The organism is Peristeroidobacter agariperforans, from assembly GCF_004138335.1.
In the GTDB taxonomy this organism is placed as follows: domain Bacteria; phylum Pseudomonadota; class Gammaproteobacteria; order Steroidobacterales; family Steroidobacteraceae; genus Steroidobacter; species Steroidobacter agariperforans.
Genome location: NZ_RYFW01000002.1, coordinates 1,043,319 through 1,069,255 on the forward strand (window position 1 = coordinate 1,043,319; position 25,937 = coordinate 1,069,255).

The 25,937-nt window shown below is 61.6% G+C and carries 21 protein-coding genes; 16 read left to right on the top strand and 5 right to left on the bottom strand.

The annotated features are described in order from the left end of the window. Nucleotides 1-96: 96 nt before the first annotated feature. Nucleotides 97-3,432: a chemotaxis protein CheB gene (locus EK373_RS18320; RefSeq protein ID WP_129645162.1), complete on the bottom strand. Its 3,336-nt coding sequence runs from the start codon at nucleotides 3,430-3,432 to the stop codon at nucleotides 97-99. 419 nt (nucleotides 3,433-3,851) lie between these two features. Here EK373_RS18320 and EK373_RS18325 point away from each other — a divergent pair, with 419 nt between their 5' ends. The 8 genes from EK373_RS18325 to EK373_RS18360 all read left to right on the top strand — a co-directional run bounded on the left by EK373_RS18325 (nucleotide 3,852) and on the right by EK373_RS18360 (nucleotide 14,004). Beyond that, nucleotides 3,852-5,249: an aspartate ammonia-lyase gene (locus tag EK373_RS18325; RefSeq protein WP_129645922.1), complete on the top strand. Its 1,398-nt coding sequence runs from the start codon at nucleotides 3,852-3,854 to the stop codon at nucleotides 5,247-5,249. 30 nt (nucleotides 5,250-5,279) lie between these two features. After that, complete coding sequence (locus EK373_RS18330) at nucleotides 5,280-6,353, top strand: type II asparaginase (RefSeq protein ID WP_129645163.1); 1,074 nt, start codon at nucleotides 5,280-5,282, stop codon at nucleotides 6,351-6,353. Between the two features lie 49 nt (nucleotides 6,354-6,402). Further along, nucleotides 6,403-7,635 carry an OprO/OprP family phosphate-selective porin gene (locus EK373_RS18335; protein WP_157994411.1) on the top strand — a complete coding sequence of 411 codons (1,233 nt, stop codon included), beginning with the start codon at nucleotides 6,403-6,405 and terminating at the stop codon, nucleotides 7,633-7,635. 137 nt (nucleotides 7,636-7,772) lie between these two features. Beyond that, the gene (locus EK373_RS18340) at nucleotides 7,773-8,969 is read left to right on the top strand and encodes a DcaP family trimeric outer membrane transporter (protein WP_129645165.1); all 1,197 of its coding nucleotides are present in this window, start codon (nucleotides 7,773-7,775) and stop codon (nucleotides 8,967-8,969) included. A gap of 1 nt (nucleotide 8,970) precedes the next feature. After that, nucleotides 8,971-10,011, top strand: coding sequence for a glutaminase A (gene glsA, locus EK373_RS18345; protein WP_129645166.1), 1,041 nt, complete (start codon nucleotides 8,971-8,973; stop codon nucleotides 10,009-10,011). Nucleotides 10,012-10,041: 30 nt separating this feature from the next. Further along, nucleotides 10,042-11,394 carry a porin gene (locus EK373_RS18350; protein WP_129645167.1) on the top strand — a complete coding sequence of 451 codons (1,353 nt, stop codon included), beginning with the start codon at nucleotides 10,042-10,044 and terminating at the stop codon, nucleotides 11,392-11,394. A gap of 10 nt (nucleotides 11,395-11,404) precedes the next feature. After that, nucleotides 11,405-12,451 (top strand): amidohydrolase family protein, encoded by a 1,047-nt coding sequence (locus EK373_RS18355; protein ID WP_129645168.1) that lies wholly within the window; start codon nucleotides 11,405-11,407, stop codon nucleotides 12,449-12,451. Continuing rightward, on the top strand, nucleotides 12,427-14,004 hold the full coding sequence (locus EK373_RS18360; RefSeq protein WP_129645169.1) for a mechanosensitive ion channel family protein: 1,578 nt from the start codon (nucleotides 12,427-12,429) through the stop codon (nucleotides 14,002-14,004). Before EK373_RS18355 ends, EK373_RS18360 begins: the two co-directional genes overlap by 25 nt. Here EK373_RS18360 and EK373_RS18365 read toward each other — a convergent pair. Continuing rightward, the gene (locus EK373_RS18365) at nucleotides 13,998-15,041 is read right to left on the bottom strand and encodes a DUF481 domain-containing protein (protein ID WP_129645170.1); all 1,044 of its coding nucleotides are present in this window, start codon (nucleotides 15,039-15,041) and stop codon (nucleotides 13,998-14,000) included. The genes EK373_RS18360 and EK373_RS18365 overlap by 7 nt on opposite strands. Nucleotides 15,042-15,234: 193 nt before the next feature. On the opposite strand from EK373_RS18365, the gene EK373_RS18370 reads away from it, so the two are divergent. From EK373_RS18370 to EK373_RS18390, 5 genes are all read left to right on the top strand, one after another. Beyond that, nucleotides 15,235-15,852: a porin family protein gene (locus EK373_RS18370; RefSeq protein WP_157994412.1), complete on the top strand. Its 618-nt coding sequence runs from the start codon at nucleotides 15,235-15,237 to the stop codon at nucleotides 15,850-15,852. 262 nt (nucleotides 15,853-16,114) lie between these two features. Beyond that, on the top strand, nucleotides 16,115-17,287 hold the full coding sequence (locus EK373_RS18375; protein ID WP_198683419.1) for a sensor histidine kinase: 1,173 nt from the start codon (nucleotides 16,115-16,117) through the stop codon (nucleotides 17,285-17,287). 131 nt (nucleotides 17,288-17,418) lie between these two features. Then, entirely contained in the window at nucleotides 17,419-18,417 is a 999-nt protein-coding gene (locus EK373_RS18380; protein ID WP_129645173.1) for a helix-turn-helix domain-containing protein, read from the top strand. 2 nt (nucleotides 18,418-18,419) lie between these two features. Beyond that, nucleotides 18,420-19,244, top strand: coding sequence for a hypothetical protein (locus tag EK373_RS18385; RefSeq protein WP_129645174.1), 825 nt, complete (start codon nucleotides 18,420-18,422; stop codon nucleotides 19,242-19,244). Nucleotides 19,245-19,298: 54 nt separating this feature from the next. Continuing rightward, on the top strand, nucleotides 19,299-19,865 hold the full coding sequence (locus EK373_RS18390; protein WP_157994413.1) for a DUF4136 domain-containing protein: 567 nt from the start codon (nucleotides 19,299-19,301) through the stop codon (nucleotides 19,863-19,865). Nucleotides 19,866-19,884: 19 nt separating this feature from the next. Here EK373_RS18390 and EK373_RS18395 read toward each other — a convergent pair whose 3' ends face one another. Both EK373_RS18395 and EK373_RS18400 read right to left on the bottom strand, forming a co-directional pair. Then, nucleotides 19,885-20,235, bottom strand: a complete 351-nt coding sequence (locus EK373_RS18395) for a response regulator (RefSeq protein ID WP_232831185.1) — start codon at nucleotides 20,233-20,235, stop codon at nucleotides 19,885-19,887. A gap of 171 nt (nucleotides 20,236-20,406) precedes the next feature. Next, complete coding sequence (locus EK373_RS18400; RefSeq protein ID WP_157994414.1) at nucleotides 20,407-21,063, bottom strand: outer membrane beta-barrel protein; 657 nt, start codon at nucleotides 21,061-21,063, stop codon at nucleotides 20,407-20,409. A gap of 190 nt (nucleotides 21,064-21,253) precedes the next feature. On the opposite strand from EK373_RS18400, the gene EK373_RS18405 reads away from it, so the two are divergent. From EK373_RS18405 to EK373_RS18415, 3 genes are read left to right on the top strand one after another with little or no spacing between them, the layout of a single operon-like run. After that, on the top strand, nucleotides 21,254-22,828 hold the full coding sequence (locus EK373_RS18405; protein WP_129645178.1) for an MFS transporter: 1,575 nt from the start codon (nucleotides 21,254-21,256) through the stop codon (nucleotides 22,826-22,828). Continuing rightward, a complete protein-coding gene (locus EK373_RS18410) occupies nucleotides 22,825-23,991 on the top strand; it encodes an HlyD family secretion protein (RefSeq protein ID WP_129645179.1) in 1,167 nt (388 codons plus the stop codon). The genes EK373_RS18405 and EK373_RS18410 overlap by 4 nt, the downstream gene beginning before the upstream one ends. Further along, the gene (locus EK373_RS18415; protein WP_157994415.1) at nucleotides 23,988-25,400 is read left to right on the top strand and encodes an efflux transporter outer membrane subunit; all 1,413 of its coding nucleotides are present in this window, start codon (nucleotides 23,988-23,990) and stop codon (nucleotides 25,398-25,400) included. The genes EK373_RS18410 and EK373_RS18415 overlap by 4 nt, the downstream gene beginning before the upstream one ends. Here EK373_RS18415 and EK373_RS18420 read toward each other — a convergent pair whose 3' ends face one another. Next, nucleotides 25,401-25,799: a helix-turn-helix domain-containing protein gene (locus EK373_RS18420; RefSeq protein WP_129645181.1), complete on the bottom strand. Its 399-nt coding sequence runs from the start codon at nucleotides 25,797-25,799 to the stop codon at nucleotides 25,401-25,403. Nucleotides 25,800-25,937: the final 138 nt, after the last annotated feature.

Here is a 25,937-nt window from a genome sequence, read left to right on the forward strand (position 1 = left end):
CAGATAGACCGTGAACGATGCGGCGATTCACGTACCAGGAACAGTCCGTAGCAAGGGCAGGAACATGGAGTCGAGACATATGCTTCTGCCGCGGGATCAACGGGCGGCCTGTGGCTCGTCGTGCGCGGGCATCGCCAGCCAGAAGGTTGCTCCAGTCTCTGGGTTGTTCTCCGCCCAGAGTCTGCCGTCATGCGCTTCGATGATAGTGCGAGAAATGGCCAATCCCATTCCCATTCCGGTGGGTTTGGTCGTGAAGAAGGGCTCGAAGAGCTTCTTCATTGCTTCAGCCGGAACTCCAGGGCCAGCGTCCGCGACGCCGATTTCGATCCACCCCTGGGCGTTGGTGCGAGCATGCAGGACTACACGCCGGCGCGCGTTCTCGAGGTCGTCGACTGCGTCCATCGCGTTAATGAGCAGGTTGATCAGAACCTGGGACAAATGCACTCTGTCGCCCTGGACGAACATAGACCCGTAGCCGAGGTTCGTCTGCAACGATATACCTCGCCGGACGATGTCGCCGTGAACCAATGAGGTGACATCTTTCAGCAAGTCCTCCACCGACAATCGTGCCAGTGCCATCGGCTGACGCTTCAGCATCTTGCCCAATCGATCGATCACTCCCGCTGCACGCTGAGCGTCGCGTACTATCTCTCCGAGAATTTCTGGTAACTCCGCGAAATCGGGCTCGGAAGCACGCACCAGCATCTGCGCGGCCTGGGCATCGGTCAGGATCGCAGTCAGAGGCTGGCGAAGCTCGTGAGCCAGGCCGGACGCGAGCTCTCCAAGCGCCGTGACTCGACCGGCATGAGCGAGGTTGCGCCGTAGCTCCACCAACTCCTCGCGCACCAATTCGATTCGCGCGCTCTTCTCCGTCACATCTTCGATTGCGAGCAGGATGAGCTCGACGCGATCGGCGTCTCCAGCAATTTTCCGTGCGCTGAGTGACAGGATGCGACGGCCGTCCCGGCCGTGTGGCATGACGACCTCGAAGTCGGTGAATGCCGGCCCGTCAGTGAGGATGGCGGCCAGGCGCTGGTTCAGCGTCGTATCCCCCAGTGCGATGCCAACTACATCGAGCGACGCGCCTTTCATATCCTCGACCCGTACGCCGAATTGCGTGGCGAAGGCCCTGTTGGCACGCATGACATTCAGGTCGCGATCGAGGACGACGAGCGGTTGGCGGACTGTCTCCACAATGCTCTCTGCCAATGCGTGCGCCCGGTCGGACACCTGCTGTGCGCTCTCGAGCTGCATGTTGAGAACGGCGAGCTGGCGATTGCGCTCCCGCAGCTCGTCGTTGGTGGTAATGAGTTCTTCGTTCGCGGATTGCAGTTCCTCTTTCGAGGTTTCCAGCTCTTCGTTGGTGCTCTGGAACTCCTCGTTCGCTGAAAGTACTTCCTCATGCGCCGACTTCAATTCTTCCCTGGCCGCCTCGTGCTGCTCCATCGTCGCCTGCAGGAACTCACGAAGCTCCAGGTTCTCGCGCTCGAGGTTGGCGAGGTGCTTGTCCTTCTCCGATTCCGTAAGCGATGTCGTGCCGGTCAGTCGCTCTCGCCGGCCAACAGTCCGGAAGGATTCGCTTTCCAGCAGGATCAGATAGCAGGCGACAGCGCCTGCTTGCCGCAGCGGAATCACCTCGAGATCCACTGCTCCGGCACCGTCTATGGTCAAGCCCGCTCGGCGGACGACCTTGCCGCTCGCGCGAGCCTCCTCGACCGCGGGCGGAACGGTCAGCAGCAGTTCCGGGCGGGCGATTCTCAGCAGGTTCAGGCTGGGAGGCCCGCTTGCAGGCGCCAGGAAAGGCGCGGTCTCGCCGCGGAACTGCAAAATGTTGAGTGCATCGTCGACGACGATGCCGGCGGGCGAGTAGCGAGCAAGCAGCAGGCGGTCGGCATGGCGCACGGCCGACTCCGTCTCCATGAGCAACTGTTCCGGGTGCTGCGACGCGGATATCGAACCGTGAACGCTGGGAAGCGCGCGATCGGAGGCCGCGAAGCTCGCTATCGGCCCAGGCTTGTACAGACGATGCTGCTTGTCGACCGCCTCGAATAGCTCTGCCCCCTGCCCGATACTCTCCGACGGACCGAGCAGCAGAAAGCCATTGGGCCGCAGAGCATATCGAAAGGTCTGCATGATGCGGCCCTGGACCGCGGCCCCGAGATAGATCAGCACGTTGCGGCAGCTCACCAGGTCGAGTCGTGAGAACGGCGGGTCTCGCGTGATGTCGTGTCGGGCAAATACACACAAATCACGGATGGATCGGGCGATGACGTAGTGGGAATTCTGCCGAACGAAATAGCGACGGAGTCGGTCTGCGGAAACATCCTGCGCGATGGAGTCGAAGTACGCGCCGACACGGCATTTTTCGAGCGCGGCTTCGCTAATATCGGTTCCGAAGATCTGAATCCCTGCCGGAGGCGGCAAGTCGCCCAGATATTCCAGCAGGGCGATGGCAATCGAATAGACCTCCTCGCCGGTCGCGCAACCCGGCACCCAGATCCGAATCGGCTCTTTTGGCGAACGCCCGTTGAGGAGGCTCGGGAATACGTGTTCGATCAGTGCGCTGAAGGTGGCTGGATCGCGAAAGAACGAAGTCACACGGATCAAGAAGTCCTGGTAGAGCGCCGCGGCCTCTCGGGGATCGTTCTCCAGGAACGCGGTGTATTCCGTCAGCGTCTCAATGCGCTGCACTGCCATCCGCCGCACCAGCCTCCGGCGCAAGGTGCTGGGCTTGTACCCACTAAAATCGACTCCGTGACTGAGCCGCAGCCGACGGAAGATACGACGCAGTAGCTGCCCCTCGGTCGCGCCGTCGCCTTCTTCGCTATCTGTACCAGCGATCACAGCCTCGGCAACGTCAGCAGGTCTGAGATAGGAGTGCGAGAGACGCAGCAACTCACGGGCAATCTCTGCAGCCGGGAGCACGAAGTCGACACAGCCGGTCTCAACGGCGGAGCGGGGCATCGCTGACACTCGTGCGGTGTTGGGGTCCTGCGCGAAGGTGATGCCGCCCGCGTGTTTTATGGCTTGCGTGCCAGCCGCCCCATCGGAGTCGGCACCAGAGAGAACAATGCCGACCGCGGATTCTCCGCAGTTGTCTGCGAGCGAGCGAAACAGGGCATCGATCGGCATGTGCATTCCAGTCGCCGCGCGAGGCGAGAGCCGCAGCACACGCGCGTCAACCGTCAGAGTGGCATTGGGCGGAATGACATACACATGATCGGGTGCGATAGGCATACCGTCCCGGGCTTCGATGACGGGCAGCGTCGTGCGCCGTCCCAGAATCTCCGCCAGAAGACTGTCCCGCGCGCGGTCCAGATGCTGGACAACGATGATGGCCACGCCCGGCTGTAAAGGCAGGCCTCCAAGAATCTCGGAAACTGCCTCCAACCCGCCTGCGGAGGCGCCCACGCCGACGATCGCTGATTTCATCTGGCCCTCGGGCGGGTCGTTGCGACGGCCCAAGAATCTTGACCGCTGGCGTTTCCTGGCTGCGACCGTTCTCGAATTGTCGACGGTCGCGACCGGAGTTTAGCGCACGGCGCGATCCTATCCCAAATTCTGCAAGGATCTTCTTCGACGAACCGACTCGATGCCCTGCCGATGGGGTGACTTGTGAAAACAAGTACGGCGGAGCCGTCGATCTCGCCCACAGCTGTCCGTAGTGCCCTCACTACGCATCTTATTGGTACCTACGCGATCCATACTCCGGCGTATCTCGACCGGTGCTCATCAAGGAAATGCAAATGACGCGGACAGCTCGGTTAACGACAGTCCTGGCGTGTTGTTGCCTGCCGCTGACATTAATTGCTGCCGATGCACAGAAGAAACAAGCGTCGCAGGGGACGCGCATGGAGCACGACCTGCTGGGCGACAAAGCAGTGCCGGCGAATGCCTACTACGGCGTGCAGACAGCTCGGGCACTCGAGAACTTCCAGATCTCCAACGTGCCGATGAACTTCTATCCCGAGTTCGTCGAAGCCTTCGCCATAGTGAAAGTCGCAGCCGCGCGTGCGAATACCAGCGTTGGCGCGATGAAGCCGGATCGGCTGGCGGCCATCGAGAAAGCGTACGAGGCCATCAAGGCGGGCCGCTATCACGATCAGTTTAAAGTCGATTGGTATCAGGGCGGCGCCGGCACGTCGGCGAACATGAACGCCAACGAAGTGATGGCGAACGTCGGCCTGGAACTGACGGGACGCAAGAAGGGCGAGTACCAGCACCTCGAGCCGCATGACGATCTCAATATGTCGCAGTCGACGAACGACTCGTATCCGACCGCGATCAAGGTGGCCTTCATCTTGCGCAACGCGAAGCTCATCGACGAGCTCCAAATGCTCGCGCAGTCGTTTCGCGCCAAGGGCAATCAGTGGCTGGAGATTCCGAAAATGGGGCGCACGGAACTACAGGACGCGGTACCGATGACCGTGGGTCAGGAGTTCCATGCGTTCGGCGCGTCGCTGGAAAGTGAGATCGAGCTGCTGAAGGACGCGGAGAAGTATCTGTATGCCGTGAATATGGGCGCGACCGCGATTGGTAGCGGCATCAACGTGCCGAAGGGCTACGCGGAGGCCACTGCGGCGGAGTTGGCCAAGCTCACCGGTAAGCCCATCGTGCCCGCTACGGACATGTTCGCGGCGACCTGGGATCAGCAGGGATTCGTCGTGTACTCGGGCGCGCTCAAGAGCGTGGCGATCAAGCTGTCGAAGATCTCGAGCGACCTGATCCTGCTGGCTTCCGGCCCGCGAGCCGGACTGAGCGAGATCGATCTGCCGGCGATTCAGCCGGGCTCGTCGATCATGCCGGGCAAGGTCAACCCGGTGATTCCCGAGCTCATCAATGTCATCGCGTTTCGTGTGATCGGGAATGATGCGGGTGTAGCGATGGCCGCTCACTCGGGCCAATTGCAGCTCAACGCCTACGAGCCGCTGGTGGGACTGGCGGTGATGGAATCGCAGCACTTGCTGTTCAAGGGCGCCGTCGCGTTGCGAACCAAGTGCGTCGACAATATTACAGTCAATGAAGAGGTTCTGAGTCGCTACATGGAGGAGACGGTGGGCATCGTCACCGCGCTGAATCCCGTAATCGGCTACGAGAAGGCGACGGAGCTCGCGAACGAAGCCTATCGAACCAACAAAGGCCTGTTGGAAATCATCCGCGAGAAGAAGGTGCTGACCGAGGAGCAGATCAAGGATCTGCTCGATCCGGTCAAGCTGGCGAATCTCGACAAGAGTAAATATCCGCGCTGACTCGACAGTGTCGAGGAAGGAGAAGATGGTATGAATGCGCCTCTCAAATCCTGGGCAGCAGCGCTGGTCGCGTTGTCGCTCAGTTCGGTCGGCTGGTCTGCCTCTGCGGACCAGCAGAAGCCGAAAGTGACGATTCTGGCAACGGGCGGAACCATCGCCGGAGCTGCGGCGACTGGAACCGAATCCGGCTACAAATCGGGCGCTGTCACCATCGACGCGATGCTCGCGGCGGTGCCCGGCATCGACAAGGTCGCGACCGTGAAGGGCGAGCAGGTCGCCAATGTGGGCTCCCAGGATATGTCGTTCGACGTCCTGCTCAAGCTCGCCAAGCGTATCAACGAGATCGCGCCGGGCACCGATGTCAATGGCATCGTAATCACGCACGGCACCGATACGATGGAAGAGTCGGCCTATTTTCTCAACCTCACCGTGAAGACCGACAAACCGGTCGTGATGGTCGGCTCGATGCGGCCGTCGACAGCAGTGAGCGCCGACGGTCCGCTCAACTTGTATAACGCCGTGGGAGTCGCCGCCGATCCGAGGGCGAAGGGGCGCGGCGTGATGGTCGTCATGAACGATCAGATTCACGCCGCGCATTCCCTGACGAAGACCAGCACGACAGCGGTTGAAACATTCATGTCCCCCGGGCGAGGTCTGATCGGCGTCGCGAGCTACGGCAAGAATGATTTCTACAGCTCACCGACCTGGAAGCATACGACGCAAAGCGACTTCGACATCAGCAAGGTCACGAAGCTGCCGCGCGTCGATGTGGTCTTTGCGGACGTCGACATGCCGGCGGATCTGATCGATGCCTCCGTCGCCGCTGGCGCAAAAGGAATCGTCATCGCCGGCGTCGGCAATGGCAACATGAACAAGGCATCGGTCGATGCCGCTGCCAAGGCTGCCAAAAGTGGCGTCGTCGTGGTTCGCAGCAGTCGCGTGCCGACCGGTCTAGTCGGCCGCAATGTCGAGCTCGACGACGACAAGCTCGGCTTCGTGGCGTCCTACGAGCTGAATCCACAGAAGGCGAGGATCCTGCTGGCGCTAGCGCTGCTTCAGGAGCGCTCGCTCACGGACATCCAGAATCTATACGACCTCTATTGATAGAGGGAGTATGCGAGTCCGCGCTCGCTGGGCATCATGCTTACTTCTCTTGGTCGCGGCGTATGCCGCGGCCGCGGAAGAGCAGGATCAAACATCGGAGCGGTACCGTACTCTCGACGCGGCGGAGGCGGACGACCCCGGCCCCCGCCGCAAGCTCGTCAACTGGAACGAGTATGAGGGACCGTACTTCACGATGCGTCTGGGCGGCGGCCTGCTCTACGATTACGTTGCTTACTCGCAGGACGACGACAGCAAAGAGCAGATGACGTTGCGGCCGACCGGTCAGCTGCGTGACTTTCGGGTGCTGCTCAAAGGACGATTCCCGACATTGCCACGGCTGAGTTATACGCTCGGCTACATGTACGACGCCGGCATCGAAGAGTGGCGTTTTCGACAGACCGGTCTGATGCTCGACGCGCCCGAGCTGGGCGGCAATCTGTTCATCGGTCGCACCAAGGAAGGCTTCTCGACCAACAAGGCCATGGTCGGCTATCACGGCTGGGCGAACGAACGCTCGGCCGCGAACGACGCGTTTCTGCCGATTCTCGCGGATGGGGTGAAGTGGACCGGTTGGGCGGCCGGCGGCAAGTTTGTCTACAACCTGGGCTGGTTCAAAGACACGCGCTCGGAGAACGAGTCGTTCAATCGTAACGACAATCAGTTCGCAGCGCGCGGTGTGTGGCTGCCGTTGGGCGGCGGTCAGGAGTCGCCAAAGCTGTTGCACCTCGCGCTGGAATATCGCTACGGCGAAGCCGACGACGGCACATTGCGCTATCGCTCCAAACCGGAATCGTTCCCCGCGCAGTCGTACGCGATCGATAGCGGCGTCTTCGCGGCTCATCATTCGAACATGTACGGCGTGGAGACGTACTACCGCGACGGCCCGTGGACGTTCGGCATGGAGTATTTCTTCAATCAGGTATCGGCGCCGGCGTCGGGCGATCCGCTCTTCCATGGAGGGGAGGTGTTCGCGGCCTGGCTGCTGACCGGGGAGACGCGGCCCTACAGCGCCCGCGGCGCCTTGTTTCAAGCCGTCTCGCCGGCGCGCACGGTGTTCGAGGGCGGCCCCGGCGCCTGGGAGTTCGTGCTGCGATATTCCTATGCCGATCTGAATGAAGAGTCGATTCGCGGCGGCCGGTTTCGTCGCATCACACCAATGGTCAACTGGCATCTCTCCGACCACGTGCGACTGGAGCTTGCCTATGGCTATGGCGTGCTCGATCGTTTCGGCCTGCAAGGCGCAACACATTTCTTCCAGACGCGCCTGCAGTTGCAGATGTGATCTAGGGCACGCCGCCCTTCACCTAGAGCCAGTGTCGGCATGTCACAGACGCGACTAGCTTGTATCTCGCGTCGCGCGGCGTCCTTGGCGCGCAACTGTTCAATCCAAGTGGCAGGGGCCATGCGCGGAGGCGAGATATGCGAACGTTGCTGCTCGGAATCACGGGTCTATTTTGCTCGGCTGCGGCGCTGTCAGAGGAGGACACGAACACGACCATGGACATCTATGGTTTTGCGATGCTCGATACCGGCTATCAGAGCAAACAGAACGATCCCGACTGGTTCGACGTCGTGCGGCCGACCAAGCTGCCGTCGTTCGAAGATGAGTTCGGCGCGGACGGCCACTGGTTCGCCGGTGTGCGCCAGAGCCGCTTCGGAGTCAAAACCAGCACCCCGACCGGGCTCGGCGATTTGAAAACCCAGTTCGAGTTCGAGCTGTTCGGCACCGGCGTCGATGCCGGGCAAACGACGTTCCGCTTGCGTCATGCCTACGGCGAGTTGGGCCAGTTTGGCGCCGGCCAGACGTGGAGTCCGTTCATGGACATCGACGTGTTTCCCAACTCGATCGAGTACTGGGGACCGAACGGCATGGTGTTCTTCCGCAATGTCCAGGTGCGCTGGATGCCGATCAAAGGCGACTACACACGGCTCACGTTCGCGCTCGAACGTCCCGGTGCATCGGCCGACCAGGGCGAATATGCCGACCGCATCGAGCTCGAGAACATCGCGCCGCATTTTCCGTATCCGGATGTCTCCGGCGAGTTTCGAATGGGCAGCGAGGATTGGGGCTATGTCGAGATCGCGGGCATCGTCCGTTACATCGAATGGGAGGATCAGCTGGCGGATGCCTTCGATCTGTCCGGCGACGAGATGGGCTGGGGCGTCAACCTCAGCTCGAATCTCAAGCTCGGTAACAGCACCGTGCGCCTGCAGGTCGTGTACGGCGAGGGCATTCAGAACTATATGAACGACGCGCCGGAGGACGTGGGCATCCGCAATAACTTCAGCGATCCACGCCGGCCCATTGTGGGCGAAGCGCTGCCGCTGCTCGGTGTGGTCGCCTTCATCGATATCAACTGGAGCGACAGTATGTCGACCTCGATCGGCTACTCGATGGTCGATATCGACAACTCCGACGGCCAGAGCGACAACGCATTCAAACATGGCGACTACGCGCTGGCGAATATCCTGTTCACGCCGGTGAAGAATTTCATGTTCGGGCCCGAGATCCAGTACGGCCGCCGCGAGAACTTCCGCGACGGCTTCACCTCGGACGATGTGCGCGTGCAGGTCTCGTTCAAATACAGCTTCAGCAAGACTTTCGGAGGAGAGTGACATGCGCTCGCGCAATCGTGGATTCATCAAGCTGGCGGCGCTCCTGGGGGTCTTCGTCATTTCGCCAGTCATGGCGCAGATCCAGGAAGCGGATCAAGTCCAGTCGGCGCTGAACGCGGTGTACAAGAAGTACAAGGACATCAAGGAGGGCAAGAACGCCGACTACATTCCGGCGCTGGCGCGCGTCGATCCCAAGATCTACGGCATCGCGCTGGTGACCACCGACGGCAAGATCTACACCGCCGGCGACGTGAAGTCGGAAGTCTCCATCCAGTCGATCTCCAAGGTCTTCACCATGGCGAAGGTCATGGAAGAACTGGGCGCGGATGCCATTGCCAAGCGCATCGGCGTCGATGCGACTGGCATGAGGTTCAACTCCATCGTCGCGGTCGAGTTTGCCGAGAAGGAGCTCGGCGGGCCGGAGATCAATCCGCTCGTGAACCCCGGCGCGATCACCGCGACCAGCATGGTTCGCGGCAAGAATCGCGACGAGGTATGGAAGAGCATCCTCGATTTCCATTCGGCCTTTGCCGGCCGTCCGCTCAGCGTCAACAAGGAAGTCTTCGACTCGGAAGCCGCGACCAACCAGCGCAACCAGGCGATCGGCTCGTTGATGCACGCGTATGGTTTCATCAAGGACAACCCGGCGCAGGCAGTCGATATCTACACCGAGCAGTGCGCGATCAGCGTCAACGCCAAGGACCTCGCAACGATGGCGGCGACGCTCGCGAACGCCGGCAAGAATCCCGTGACTGCCAAGCAGGTGATGAAGTCGCAGAACGTGCCGGAAGTGCTGGCCGTGATGGCGACGGCGGGTCTGTACGATGACTCGGGCAAGTGGCTCTATCACACGGGCTTGCCGGCGAAGAGCGGTGTGGGTGGCGGAATCATCGCGGTTTCGCCCGGCAAGTTCGGCATCGCTGTCGTGTCGCCGCCGCTAGACGAAGCCGGCAACAGCGTACGCGCGCAGAAGGCGATCACGGATGTGTCGAACACGATCGGTGGCAATCCCTATGCGCCGACGGTCGCCAAGACGAAGTGACATCGAGTCGGTCGGAACAGCGAGGGGAGCATGGGCACTGAGCCGTCGCTTTGGGTTCGCGTGTGGCGCGTGTCGATGGTTTCCTTGCTGCTCCTGGCTGGCACTGCAGTCGCAGAGGAAACCGAGGCGCCGGCCGAGCCTGGGTCCAAGCTGTTCGAACCGGATCCGAGGCTGGCCGATGAGCGACCCACGTGGGGCGCGATCGACACGACAGGTCAGGGCATCGTACTGTTCGATGACAAAGACATGGGGCAAGTGGCGCTGAGCGCCTATGCGCTGGTGCGCTACATCGATCAGCGCCCCGCAGACCAGACCTTCGTCGACCACCTGGGCAACGAGCGGGACGTCGATACGCGCCGGGACGTCCAGTTCCATCGCGCGATGATCCACCTGAAGGGCTGGTTCTATACGCCCAAGTTCCGCTACCAGATCACGGTGTGGACCGTGATGTCGACGGATCAGACTACGCTGTATGGATTCCTGGGCTACCAGTTCAACAAGTGGTTCAATCTCTACGGCGGCATCAACACGCCCGGCGGCTCACGTTCCGTGATGGGCTCGCATCCTCTGTGGCTTGCGAACGATCGCGTGATGGCCGACGAGTTCTTTCGCGGCAGTTTCACCGGCACACTGTGGGCGAACGGCGAAGTCTTGCCCGGCCTGTGGTATCACGTCGCGGTGTCCAATAATCTGAGCCAGCTCGGTATCACTGCGAGCCAGCTCACTCGCGATATGGGCACGGGCTACGGCATGTGGTGGATGCCCACGACGCACGAGTTCGGGCCGCAGGGCTCGTACGGCGATTGGGAATGGCACGAGACGCTGGCGACGCGCTTCGGCTTTTCTCACATCCGTAGCCGCGAGAATCGCCAGGAGCTGGACAACAACAATCCCGAGAACACGCAGGTCAGGCTGGCGGACAGCCTGCTGTTGTTCAACACCGGATCGCTAGCGACGGGAGTGACCGTGCAAGAGGCGGATTGGGAATCCCTCTCGATCGATGCCGGCATCAAGTACAGGGGCATCTTCCTGCAGGCCGAGTACTACCGCCGCCAGCTCGACAACTTCGTCGCCGATGGACTGGTGCCGGTCAGAAAGATCGTCGATGACGGTTTCTACGTGCAGGGCGCGTTCTTCCCGATCAAGCAGAAGCTCGAGCTCTACGGCGTCACGTCGTGGGTATTCGGCGATGAGGATGGGGGCTTCGGCGAGTCGCGCGAGTACATCATCGGTGCGAATTACTATCCAGCACGGACGCGCAAGCTGCGCGTGAACGCGCAGATCATCGACGTCAAGAAGTCTCCCGTCAGCAGCACGTTCGGCTTCTACGTCGGCGGTCAAACCGGCACCACCTATTCCGTAGCCGCGTCGTTGCTGTTCTGAGAGGCCAGGTATGCGCTCACTATTCGTCGTTGCTGCGTTCGCATTGACGGTCGGGGCTCAGGCCGCGCAGCCGGAATACGACGTCCACGACTCGCACTTCCATCTGACCAACTATGTCCAGGAGGGCACGGACATCCGTGACTTCCTCCGCATCATGGGAGATCGGGTGGGGCGGGTCGCGCTGTTCGGGATTCCGTTGCAGCAGACCTGGTCGCATCGAAACACCGGCGATTTTGCGCCGACGTACTATCTGCAGACCGATTCGCCGCTGTACTACTACTCGTTCACCGACGCCTACATCGCGCAGGCGTATCTGTCGTTGCCCGAGCGGGACCGGGCGCGCTTCGACCCGATGATCACGGGTTTCAATCCCGCCGACATGTATGCGGCGGATCACATCAAGCGCGTGCTGAAGACGTTTCCCGGCGTGTTCACTGGCATCGGCGAGTTCACGATCCACAAGGAGTTCGTGTCCTCGAAGATCGCGGGCGATGTCGCCAGCCTCACCGACCCGGCGCTCGATCGAATCATGGAGTTTGCGGCCGAAGCGGGGCTGGTCGTCATTCTTCACAACGACATCGACATGCCTTATCCGCGCGAGGACCAGGAACCGTATGAGCTGAAGCAGCTGTCGGAGTTGTTCCAGCGCCATCCCAGGACCAGCATCATCTGGGCGCACTGTGGCGTCGGGCGTGTCGTCCGGCCGATCGAGCGTCAGCTGGAGCTGCTGGAGCGCGCGCTGAGCAATCCAGCCTCGTCGCACGTGTCGATCGATATCTCCTGGACCGAGACCGCGAAGTACATCGTGGCGACGCCGGAAACAACCGCGCGTGTCGCTCAGACCATCAATCGATTTCCGGATCGATTCCTGTTCGGCACCGATGAAGTCGCGCCGAAGGACCAGGGAAGCTATCTGAAGATATATGACATGTACCAGCCGCTGTTCGCTCAGCTCACGCCAGAGGCCAGCGAGAAGCTGCGCAAGGGGAACTACGAACGGCTGTTCGATGAGGCGCGCCGTCGGGTGCGTGCATGGGAGAAGGCAAACGTGAAATGACGCGCGCGGTTCTCATCGTCGTTGTCTTGCTCGCATGCTTCGGAGCATCGGCGCAGACGGAACACGTGACTGCTGCCGAGCCGGCAGTGTTGTCGCTGTGGAACCGGCAAATTGTGACTTTCCGCGCCACGGTCGACGGCGTAACGCCGGCGCAACGCGTACTGAATTCTCGCAAGCGCATCGATGAGAATATCGACGCACACACTACGGCGCCGGTGGCGACACGCGTCACGACGATTGGCGACGTGAAGGGGATTCTGGTGACGATGGGTCCGGGCGTTGCGTTCGGGCTGGTCCAAGGCGACCTCGACGCAGAGTCGTCGTGGTCGCTCGAGCAGGCGGCTGCACGGGCTGCACTACGCCTGCAGAAGGCGCTGCAGGCTCACGAGCAGCAACAGCGGCCGCTGGTTGTAGCGCGAGGCATCGCGCTGTCGGTGCTTGCGCTGCTAGTGTTCGTTGTCGCCGTTAAACTGATTCTGGTCGTGCGGGAATGGTTGATCCACGCCATCGACCGGCGCCTGCAGCTACGACACTGGGTGATCGGCGGCGTCGACATTCTTCCCACGATTTCGACGATCGAGCGTGCGACATTCCGTGTACTCGCCTGGATCGCGATCGCTGCGGTTGTCTATCTCGTGGTGATCTTCGTATTGCAGGCATTCCCGTACACCGAGCCACTTGGCGATCGGCTCGGTACATATCTGCGAGGCCGCCTTGCAGACGCAGCCGTTACTGCCGTCCGGGCATCGCCAAACATTCTTGGAATCGTTGCGGTCATCTATATGACGCGCACGATATCGCTCTGGGTCTCGCGTGTGATCGCCGAGGTGGAGCACGGTGTGCGGACCGTGACATGGATCGGTTCGTGGCAGGCACGCGCTACCCGGCGCATTGCGAGCGGCCTGATCTGGGTGCTGGGTCTCGCGGTCGCGTATTCGCTGCTGCCCTGGTCGAACAATCCCATCTTTCAGGGGATGAGCCTCGTCATCGGCCTGGGAGCGTCGCTGGCCTCGGCGGGACTGGTGAATCAATGGATCAGCGGCGTCGTCGTCCTGTATTCGCGCTCGTTCCGAATCGGCGACTACGTGAAGATTGGAGACGTCGAAGGCTATGTCACCGAGATGGGGCCGCTCGCGACCAAGCTGCACACGATACGTCGTGAGGAAATCACGGTGCCCAACGCGGTCATGACCAGCGACAACCTGGTCAACTATTCGAAGCTCGGCGACGAGCAGGGCGCCTTGCTGAGCGTGTCCATCCAGATTGGCTATGACGTGCCATGGCGGCGCGTCGAGGCGCTCCTGCTGGAGGCGGCAGCGAAGACGGAGGGCGTACGCCGCGACCCGGCGCCGCGTGCGTTGCGGTGGGAGTTGAGCGATTTCTCGGTCTTATATCAGTTGCACGTCCGCCTGGAGAATGCCGAGTATCGAGCTACGGTGCGTTCGGAGCTGAACTCGAACATCCTGGACGCCTTCATGAGGGCGCAGGTGCAGATCATGACGCCGCACTTCGAAGGACAGCCCGACAAGCCAGTGCTGCCCGCACTTCAATAGAACGAATATCCCAGCGATGTCGTCAGTCCATAGTCGGAGTTCTCGGCGTTGGCGTCGGGCGGCTCGCTGTCGTAGGCATGGTAGAACGACAGATCCAGATAGAAATCCTTCACCAGTTCCCGGCGCAACGACAGATTCAGATTGGTGCGATAGCGACCGCTGTCGGTGAGGCTCGGGAACAGCAGGGCGGCGGAGTTCATGCTGACCGTGGGCGAGTTGAATTTGAAGATGCGCCAATTGCCGCCGACGATGCCTTCGATGCTCTCTTGCGAATCTTCCGAGCCCGTCGCCCATTCGCGCGTCAGCGCCAGGCCAAGCATGCCCGAGAGCTCGGACTTGGACGTCTGCCGGAAGTATTCTCCGTAGGCCGCGCCGAGCTGCAGGCGCGCGTCGATGCCGGTCTCCTCATTACGTTCCAGCAAGCCCAAGCCCGAGATGAAACGCTGCTGCCGGAGCAGCCATTGATAGGTGAAGCCGAGTGAGTGCCGATCGATCGTGCCTTGCTCCGGATCCTTGGTGGAATTGATGTCCGCGCTGACGTTCCAGCGGAACTCGGGGGCGCGATACGTCGTGTCGAAGTTGCCGGAGACCGTCGAGATTTCGGTGGCCTTGGCGTAGTCGAACCCCACCGAGAAGGAGCCGCTCAGGCGATTCCAAAAAATCGTCTCGTCCGCGTAGACGCGCTCGATCTCATCGAGCCCGAGCGCGGTCATCGTCCCATCGTCTGCGCGGACGACGATGCGACGATCGATACCGCTCGCGACGAGCGATCCGGAGAAGTAACGGCCTCGCAGGTCCTCGACGATGAACTGCTGCGGGCTCTCGGCGCGTGCAATGTCGAGCCACTCGATCGTCGCCGTCCCGAGATAGTCGGTCTTGAGGCTGAGCTTGCCGAACTGCATGACGACGATCTGGCCGGTCAGTCGATCGCCGTTGCGCATGGTGAGAACGTCCGCTTTCTCGCGCGCCGTTGCCGTTGTGCAGTACGAGCACAGCGCGAGTAAGAGAATGCTTGCAGGGCCAGAGAGAGGCGGCATGCAGGAAACTTATGCGGCGCCGCTGCCGGCGATGTATACGCGCGATGGGCACTCGCGTCGGGGTGCAGGCCGCGTTGGTGCGGCCGCGCAACTCTCGATCTGGTGTTTTGCCACTGCCCGCCATACGGACTCGCGCGCGAATCGCCTGAACGCAACATCGTGTGCTCGCGCCAGAAAAATCCAGGAGAGCGTCATGCATACGTCGATTTCGCGTTCCTTGCGCCACGCCTGCGTCGTGTTGACGATTGCCTTGTTCTCCAGCCATGCAATGGCGGATGACAATGACTCTGGCATCTACGTCGGCGCGGGCTACGGTGAGTTCGACACCAAGATCGAGAACGTCGAGGGCGTGACCGACGTCATCGGTAACATCGATACCGACGACAGCGCGTTCAAGATCTTCGCCGGTTGGCGTTTCAACAAGTTCATCTCGCTGGAGGCCGACTACATCGATCTCGGCAATCCGCGCGGCAACTTCGACGCGTCGGGATCGGACGGTGATTATAACCTGGAGCTCTCCGGCTTCGGCGCATATGTCATCGGCACGCTGCCCATTACGATCTTCGAGCTCTCCGCCAAGGTCGGTTACTACTTTCACGATGTGGAGCTGGACGTGAATCTGGACAACATCGGCGGCGGCAATGGCAATGTCCTACACACCGACGACAGTGGCGAGGCGCTGGTTTACGGCGTTGGAGCGGGCGTCACATTTATCGATCACATCAACGTGCTGCTCGAGTACGAGCTGATGGATTTCGACGAGGTGGACGACTCCAACGTGCTCTGGCTGTCGGCTGCGTGGCGCTTCTAGCTTCCCTGATACGCTTGTAACATTCGTTATCACTTGAAATATTTGCTATTTCAGAGTAAATCATGCGGCGGGGGATGGTCGCGGCCGACTCGAGGGGCGGTGAATGGTGCGCGGACGGTAGGTTATGGCGATCGATCTCCAAGGATGGATGTTTTGGTTGCCGAGCTCTCTGTTCTTCGCGTGCAGCGTGATCTCGGCTTGCCTGTATGCGCAGCATCGAGCACGTGCGAATAGTCTCTCCGAGCGCTTGTGCAGAAATCGATTGGCTCTAAAAAGAGCCCGCGCGCAGCTGCGTTCAAGGATAGAACGGCAGAAACTCACATTACGCGCCAGCAACGATGTCATTTTCTATTGGAATGCGAACAGCGGCCTGGTGCGCTGGAGCGCCAACGGCGGACGTTTCTTTACAGCGCCGCCCCGACCCTGCAACGCCTGGCGATTGCTACAGAGGTGCGTGGACAAGCGCGATCGCGAACGGGTCCAGCACGAGCTGAAACTTTTCATGGCCGGCGGCGAAGCGGTCTGGGAAAACGAATTCACATTGAAAGGACGCGGCAAGGCGCGTGTCCCGGTGCGCGTCAGAGGCATCTTGGTTCGAGATGCGTCAGGGAAACCCCTAAAGATGGTTGGCGCGCTGACCGACATGACCGACGCGCAGACCGCCAACGATGCGGCCCGAGCTCTGGCGCGAGCGGCCCGGCTGGCAACAATAGGAGAGATCACCGCCGGCATCACTCATGAGGTGAACCAGCCGCTCGGTGCAATTCTCAACAACGCCGAGACCGGGCTATTCCTGTTGCAACGAAGGCGACCCTCGATCGCCATGCTCAGGACCATTCTGGAGGACATTCGTAACGATGACTTGCGCGCAAGCCAGGTGGTGCGTCGGACGCGGGCGCTGCTTCAGACCCGAGAAATGATTCGGGAGTCGGTCAGCTTGAACAAAGTGCTGGCGGAGGCAGTGGACCTGCTGTGGATGCAGGCCAGGCGCCGCGGGATCGCCTTGACGCTCTCGCAAGGGTCGCTGCCATCGATCAGCGGCGACGCCGTGCATCTCCAGCAGGTGATGATCAATCTCATTGGCAATGCGCTGGATGCCACCGAGGTGGATATCACCGGCGCCAAGCGGGTCGAGGTGCTCAGCCAGTATGTGGATGGCTGCATTCGCGTGTCGGTGCGAGACACGGGCTGCGGCATTGCTCCGGAGCATCTCGAGGACATCTTCGAATCGTTTCACAGCGGCAAGGCCGAAGGTCTCGGCCTGGGCTTGTCGATCGCACGCGCCATCGTCAAGGCGCACGGTGGCCACATCTTTGCCGAAAACAACCAGCACGGCCCGGGAGCGACCGTGTCGTTCGAGCTGCCGGTGCTGGTAGACGCGTCAACAGCGCCATTCCCTCCCTCGACGCTGCTGGTACGCCAGGCAGCTGACTGATTCCCTCGTTGCTTTGAGGCAAGTGCGTAGTAGGGGTATTGCCCTGCTCACGCCGTACTGGTTCTCGCGCGGCAAGCCTCCGCGCTACCTATGTGCTTCACATCACGGAATCGATAACTCAACGAGGGGCTATGGCTACTACCTCATCGGCGCTGACGTTCGCTAACTTCGTGACGCGCATTCATGCGCATGGCCTGGACGAGGCAGCGGCGCAGCTAGCTCCGTTCCTCAGAACGCGTTACGTGCAGCTGGAACGCGGAATGGCTTGTTCGCGAGGATCGGCTGCGCGACTGGATCAATTGTGCGTCGGCTATGTGAGCGCAGATCGTCACAAGGTCGAATGGCTGGAGGTTCCTCGAGGTCGGATGCTCGTCGTTGTGCCTACGAGCGGTCGCGCTCGACTAGGCACCACGAGCGTCGCGCGGGGGCGGGTGATCGTCGCGCACGGGCCGACGGAGTTGACCGTTTGCAGCGAGCGGGACTATCGCTCGACGTTTGTTTCCCTGCCGGATCGCGGCGTCGGTGAATTCATCGGGCAGAACTACGTCGTCACGGGTTCGGTTCGAGTTCGGGTACTGCCCGCAGCGGAGGCGGCGATAGAGTCATTCGATACCTGTGCTCGAGAGCTGACCGAGACGGCGGGCGCCTCGAGCGATGTGTTGCTCGAAGTCTGCGAGACGTGGTTGCGTGAGGCGCCCGACGACAACGTGGCGTTCGCGCCATCGACGGCCAGGTGCCAGGCCGCGATCCGGGCGCGGCAATACATCGATGAGCACCTGGAACGCCCATTGACGCTCGGCGCTGTCTGTCAGGCCAGCTACTCGAGTCCGAGAGCGCTGGAGTATGGCTTTCGAGAGATCTTTGGAGTCTCGCCCATTGCATACCTGCGCTGCGCGCGACTCTCGCGCGTGAGGCGAGAGTTGCACGGTTCGGCTTACACCAGCGGTCGGATCACTCAGCTCGCGATGAAGTGGGGTTTCTGGCACCTGAGTCAGTTCTCTAAGGACTACTACGACCTGTTTGGCGAGCTGCCATCGGTCACTCTCGGACGGGCAAGCGGTCGCGTCGATCGCAGCGGCTGCGACTGCGTCGAGACCACGGCGCGCAGGGCCGTGGCGGAGGAGTTGTGAGGGTGCTGATTCCCCTGCTGCTGGTCGTGGCGGCGGCAACGAGCTTCGCTGAAGGTCCCGAGCGCAGCGGCGGAGAGCGGCTGGCCATCGATTCATCGGCGAGCAAAGTCGAACGGCGCTTCTTCGAGATCGTCGCGATGCGGGCGACCGCGATCGATCAGGCGCTCGGGCCGATACTGCAGGGCGCGGGCGACAAGATTACGATCGAACTCGTCTATTCGGGCGACGATTCCTATCCGCGCAACGGCCCGGCTGCCTACGATCCGGCGAGCCATACCTTGACGTTCCGCCGGGGCGTAGTAGGCGCGGTGGGGCGCGGTGTGAAGTCCTGGGCCAAGGCGTACTGGCCCTATTATAAGAATGACGAAATTCGCGCGCTGTTGCCGGCCATCGAGCTCATCGACGATGCGCTGTGGATGACTCATCTGCAGGAGGCGGCGTATCGCAAGGGGCTGTCCTGGCCGCACCAGGATTGCTCGTCGCTGGATATCCAGAAACGTCTGGGCTGCGAGATGCTGGTGTATGGCGTCGAGGCATCGCGTCGCCAGGTGCGGCCGTTCTTCAATACCAATCGAGTGGACATGATCTGGCCGGAGGATCTGCAGGAACTGCGTGGCCGGAGTCAGGACGACACGGTTTATCGTGACGTCCAGCAGCTCGGTGGATCGATGCTGGTGCAGCCGCTCATTGCGGAGTTCGGCGTGCCGCGCGTCCTGCAATACGTAGCGCAGACGCCGTTCTACATCCAGGACGACAACGTACACGCATCGGCGCTGCGCTATCAGGAGCAGGCGCGGCTGGCGCTGACGGCGAATGCGATAAATTGATAGCTCGCCGAGGTGTGCGACACGATGATCTCGGACACTATGACGAGGTCATCCATGAACGCGGCAAACTCGATGGTGAGATGCGGGCTGACGATTGCGGTCGCGCTAGTAGCGGCGTGCGCCAGCAAACCGACCATTCGCTCCAATGTCGATCCGTCAGCGGACTTCTCGAAGTTCAAGACCTACGGCTTCTTCGACGAGGTGACCGGTCGGGCGCCGGCGTACGACTCGTTCGCGACCCGCTACATCAAAACCGCGATCGACAATGAGATGCAGAAGCGCGGCTTGCAAAAGAGCAAGGAGCCGCAGCTGCTGGTCAACATGCACGTGCAGACCAAAGACAAGGTGAAGGTCACCGAGTCACCTTCGGGCTATTACGGCTACCGCTACGGAATGTATGGTTGGGGCGCAGGCGTCTCCACCTCCGTGGACAACTATACCGAGGGCACGCTCAACGTCGATGTCATCGACAGTGCAACGAGCCGCTTGGTGTGGGAAGGCGTTGCCGTCGGCCGCATTCATGAGAAAGCGCGCGACGACCCACAGCCGGCCATCGATGAAGTGGTCCGGCAGGTCTTCGAGAAGTTTCCGACGCAGCCTGCGACAGCGCCCCAGGCATGATGCGAGCCCTGTAGTGAGCTCAGGGAGGCAGCGCGGCCGCAACGGCGTCCAGGATCTGCGCCGTCGGACAAGGCTTGACCAGCATCGCGGCGAATAACTGCAATTTCTCGTCCCAGTCCGGCGGAGTCGCTGTGAGCGCGATGATGGGAATGTGTGCGAGCGACTGCTGCGCTTTGATCTGACGAGCAGCCTCCAGGCCACTGCCATGGCGCAGGTGCAAGTCCATCAATATCACGTCAGGCTTTAGCGCTGAGGTTTTCTGCACGGCTTCGGCCGCGCTCGCCGCTTCGATTGTCGTATAGCCGCGAGCGCCCAACAGGCGCAGCGTGCTGGCGCGCATGCTGCGATCGTCATCCACCACGAGAATCACTTGATTCAAGTTGCCACCCTGGCACGTTGTTGCTGTCCGTGACGAATCAACGGCGCGGACTTTACGTTCAGGATTGCCTGCGGACTGGGACGCCGTTCATCTTTCGACAACGCCGACAGGCCGGTTCGCAGGCTTGTGACACGGATCAATTTCGCCGAAAAGTCGTGTGCTTCAGAACATGAAGGCCATGCCGAGCCGGAACTGGTCGAAATCCGGCGTGCTGCTGGACTTGGAGTAGTCGAGCCAATGCTTCTCGTACAACAGCCGCAGCGAGTAACTCTTGTTGATGTCCCAGCGCATCCCGGCGCCGAGCTGATAGGTGAAATCGTCGAACGATTTCGTGCTCTGGTACGGCGTGCAGATGTAGCCCCACCACGGATCCCACCAGCAGCCGACCTGCACCCGGCTGTTGGGAATATTCGTGTCGACGAACGCCCAGCCTGCGCCGACGCTCACGAACGGCGTCAACGGACCTTTCAGGATGTTGTAGTTGAGGACCACTTTGGGAACGAACGTTTCCATGTCGCCGCTCACGTCGGCCGAGAGGCCGGGCAAGGTTCCCGACACCAGGTTCGCGTCGTAGTCCACTTCGGACCAATCGAGCGCGGCCTGCAGATCCAGGTGTTCGTTGAACCGATACGACCACCACAACGAAACGCCGACGTCGTCGGAGAAGTCGATGGTCGAGCCGCCGTCGAAGGAAATGTCCTGGCTGAGCTGATACACCACATCGAAGCCGAATTCCGAGCCCGGCGGACGGGTCTCTTGCGCGTGCGCGGACCACGACAGGCTGGCGGCCAGAATGCCCGAGAAGATCAAGATGCGCATGGACAGGACTCCTGCTGACTTTCGGTCTATATGACGACCAGCCATTAGGGCTTGCCATCCGTAGCGCGGGCCGGATTTGTGCCGCTTGCCGCTGACAGCACCGCGGTCGGGGCCAAGTGCGCATGGGCTGTCCAAGACCGCAGAGACCGCCTCGCATACCTTGCAACGGCGCGAGAGCGAGAGATTTCCTATGACGCCCGCCACAGCCAGCCCGGCTCGCGATGCCATGCGAGCCATCGCCATCAGCACGTTCGGCACGATCGTGGCTGCGACCATGCCGCTCGCCGTGATTCTGTCGATCGGCGATGTGGCCGGCGGCCTGTCGGCCAGCGCCGATGAGGCGAGCTGGATCACGACGCTTTACAACGTCGGCACCATCGTCGGCGTACCGATGACAGTGGGTTTCGTTGGCATGTTCGGACGCGGACGCGCGATGCGCATCGTCGGGCTCGGCTTTGCTGTTGCGAGCCTCGCAGCTGGCATCGCTCATTCATTGGAATGGATGGTGATTGCGCGCTTCGCGCAAGGTCTCTTCGGCGGCTCGTTGCCGCTGCTCATGATGCTGCTGGTGCTCACGAGCGTGCGACCCGGCCAGGGTCAGCTCGAAGGCCTGACTGCCTTCGCACTCGTTACGACGTTGGGCGTTGGATTGTCCGCCGGGGCTGCTTCTGGCCTGATCGCGCTGGGCGGTTGGCGAATGTTGTTTCTGTCACAGGCAGTGGTCGGCGTCGTCTATTGGTTTGCGGCCCGGTCCGTGTTCCGCGAAGAGCGCGGCAAACCCGAGCTCGTGAAAGCCTTCGACTGGCAGGGGTTCGTTCTGCTGTCGCTCGGTGCGGGGCTGCTCCTGGTCGTGCTCGCCGAGGGAGAGCGGCGGTTCTGGTTCGAAAAATGGTGGATTGCCGCGTGTTTCGCGTGCGGGGCTCTGTGCATGGTGTTTGCCTTACGGCACCTGTTATCCGCGCCGCGACCGGTGGTGCAGCTCGACGTTTTTCGGAAGCCGACCTTCTCGATCACCATCGGCCTGCAGTTGTTGTTTCGTTTCGGCACGCTGCTGGCGGTGTTCATCACTCCTCAGTTCCTGAGCCGGCTACAGAGTTTTCGAGTGGAACAACTTGCATCGGCCATGCTGGTCATGGCGGTCGCAACGATCGGTGTGACGCCGCTGGCGTACGCCATAACGCGCGATCATGACCCGCGAATTGCGCTATCGGGCGGACTGGCATTGCTGGCGCTTGCGGCCGCGTTGTGCCTGCAGCTCGCGCCCGATTGGGCCGCGAGCGAATTCATCGTGCCGCTGGCGTTGGCCGGAGTAGGGCAGGCGTTGTTCTCGACGGCTACGATGCGGTACGCCGTGCATGGAGCGACGCTCCAAGACGGGCCGTCGCGTGGCATCGTTTTCAACGTCGCGCGTACGTTCGCACTGGTCGGCGGGCTGGCGGTTGCATCGCATGTCGTCATTGAGCGAGAGAAGTTTCATTCGGCCCATCTGGTCGAATCGTTGACCCCCTTCGAGCCGCTTACCGTCGAGCGCGCGAGAATGCTGGCGGGAACGTTCGGCTCGATGCTTTCCGATGGGGCCAGTGCCCAGCGCGCGGCTTCGGCCGGGCTCGCGCAGTTGCAAACGAAACAAGCTTTCGCGCTCGCATTCGGCGATGCGTTCTTCATCACGTCGATTGTGATGTTGCTCGCGGCTGTACTCGTGTGGGCGCTGCCGGCATTGCCCCGTGCCACGGTCTCACAACTTCCCTTGGTGCCGAATCGATGAGTGCCATACCCGAGGGGCAAGCGTTGCCTGCGCCGCCTGCGTCCGCGCTCACGCCGCCGATGCGGCGACTTCTTATTGGCGCTTGCAGTGTTCTGGCTACGGCGGCTGTCGTTGCTTTGGCATACGGAACCTGGCATGGCGTCACGCCCTTCGAGACGACCAACAATGCTTACGTGAAAGGCGATCTGACCTTCGTCGCTACCAAAGTCGGCGGTTACGTTGTCGAGGTGAACACAGAGAACAACCAGCGCGTTGCCGCCGGACAGATTCTGGCGCGCATCGATTCGCGAGACTATGAATCGACGCTGCAAGATGCGTCAGCGCTCGTCGCTCAACAACGGGCGGCACTGGCTCAGATCGATGCGCAGGAACAATTGCAGCATGCGCAGATTCGGATTGCCGCTGCGGCGGTCGCCAGTGCGAATGCTCAACTGCGCAAGGCCAGAGAGGAGTTCACGCGTGCTTCGGCATTGGTGGACGAGGGTGGCGTGAGTCGTTCCATCCACGATCAAGCGACTGCGGAGAAAGTGCGCGCCGAGACGGCCGTCGAACAGGCGCAAGCGCACGCGATGTTTTCTCGTAAGCAGCTGGCCGTGATCGATGCGCAACGTCAGGCCATCAAGGCGGCGCTACAGGGGGCCGAAGCAAAGCAGCTTCGTGCTAGGAATGACCTGCAGGCGACGGCAATTACGTCGCCGCGCGAAGGTGTGGTCGCCGGCCGCAACGTGCGACTCGGCGAGTTCGTCAATGCGAGTACCCGATTGCTTGCCATCGCGCCCACGCAGGATCTTTGGATCGAAGCGAATCTGCGCGAGACCCAGTTGTCGCGCATTCGGCCGGGCGATCGGGTTCGAGTGGAAGTCGATGCCATTCGAGGTGTCGCTTACTGCGGCTCTGTCGAGAGCATTGGCGGCGCGAGCGCGGCCGAATACGCGCTGCTTCCACCGGACAATGCTACCGGCAATTTCACAAAGATCGTCCGGCGCTTTGCGGTGCGCATCCTGCTGGACAAAGCGCAGCCTGGTCTGGATCGGCTCGCAGGCGGCATGTCCGTTCAGCCAATGATTGCGCTCGACTCTCACACCGATGGCCGCGCACATCGCGGCCTGGTCGGATGGTTGTTTGGGCCCTTCGGCTGCGAGTCCTCCGGGGCACGCACATGATCCGAGCGGTAGCAGTGGCGTGCGCGCTTGCACTAGCGGCGTGTGCGACCGTGCCGGAAGTAGGACCGCAGCGAGCGCCGAAGTCGGTCAACGAGTACGCGGCTCAGAAAACGTTCGCCGACTCCAACGGAGAATGGCCGAGCGACGGCTGGTGGCAAGCCTTCAACGATGGCCAGCTGACCGCGTTGATCGAGGAGGGTCTGCAAGCAGCGCCTTCGATTGCTTTGGCGAAAGCGCGTCTGCTCAAGGCCGATGCACTGCGCGAGCAAACCAGGTCGGTGCGGTTTCCGAATGTGAGCGTCGGCGTCGCGCTTGCCGAATCGATGCCGAGTTACAACACCGGGCTGCCGACGCCGCCCGCGTTGCACGGCTGGAATGACACGGCTCGGCTGTCGCTTGACGCGGCATACGAGATCGATTTCTGGGGTAAGAATCGTGCAGCGATTGCCGCGGCGGCGGGCGATGTGCATGCGGCGCGAGCCGAGTTGGGCGCGACGCACCTGCTGTTGTCGGCTGCGATTGCGGCGGAGTATGCCGAGCTCAATGCTCTGCAGAAGGACCAGGAGGTGCTCGAACGAACATTGCATGTCCGCGAGCAAACGTTGACGCTCGTTCAACGGCGGTTCCAGTTTGGCTACGACTCGGAAGCGGATCTGCGGCAGGCTGAAGCTGGGCCGCCGACGTTGCGGGCGCAGTTGGTCGCGGCTGATGAAAGAATCTCGACTTCGCGTCTGCGGTTGGCCGCTTTGATCGGCAGTGGACCGGATCGCGCGTTGCAGCTCAAGACAGTGACAGTCACGCGAATCCAGGGACTGGACACGCCCGCGACGCTGCCAGCCGAGTTGCTAGAACATCGTCCGGACGTTGCAGCAGCACGCCTTCGCGCCCAGGCCGCAGCGGATCGAATCGACGTGGCGCTTGCGCAGTTCAAGCCAAGCGTCAACCTTCTGGCGTTGATCGGGCGGCAGTCTCTCGGCATCGATGAGGTGTTCGCCGACGGCTCGGGCTTTGGTTCAATTGGCGCGCTGGTTTCGATGCCTGTGTTCGATGGTGGACGGCGTGCTGGCAACTATCGAGCAGCACGTGCGGACTACGACGCAGCGCTCGCACTGTACGAGGCGACGCTCGTTCAAGCGCTGCAAGAGATTGCAGCGGCGATGCTCCAGCATCAGGCAGTGGATGCACGATTGATCGAGGATCAGGCGGCGCTGGCGGCGAATACCCGTGCTTTGGAACTTGCCCGCGCTCGATTTACTGCCGGTGCGGCGGATCTGCAGTCAGTGTTGCTTGCTGAGGATCGTTTGCTCGCCAGCGAACGAGCCGTTGCGGCTGATGAGTCGCGTCGAATCTTTCTTCAAGTGCTGTTGATTCGCGCCCTGGGCGGCGGTTGGACGCCGCCCGGTCCATGATCAGGTTGTGCTGATCTGCGCCGTGCGCCACGCCCTCGGCGTCACGCCGACGACGCGACGGAACAGGCGAGCAAGATGGGCTTGATCGACCAGCCCGCACTCCAGTGCGATCTGATTTAGCGGCGTGCGAGTCGATCGCATCAATTCCTGTGCGCGCTCGATGCGCCGACGGATGATGTATTCGTGCGGCGGATTGCCGGTGCTGTTGTGAAACGCACGGCAGAAGTGCGATCGGCTCAACCTCGCCACGTCGGCAAGCTCGCTGTTGCGGATCGGCCGGTCGAGATTGCTCTCGATGTATTCCTTGACGCGGCGGGATTTCCACAACGGCAGCTCCGGACGCGCGGGGCTGCTCACGGAGGGAACGATCTGGGCTCTGAAGGGCATCTGCTGGTTCATTCGCCGGCTCCTTTACGGTTGCCGTCAGCATGACGCCTCGCGCCGCCGTCGTCGTGTTAAGGGATGTTCAACGGTGCAAGAACTTGTGACGAGCTCCTGCCGCGCTGGTGGAACAAGTCGTGGCTCACCCGGTGGTTC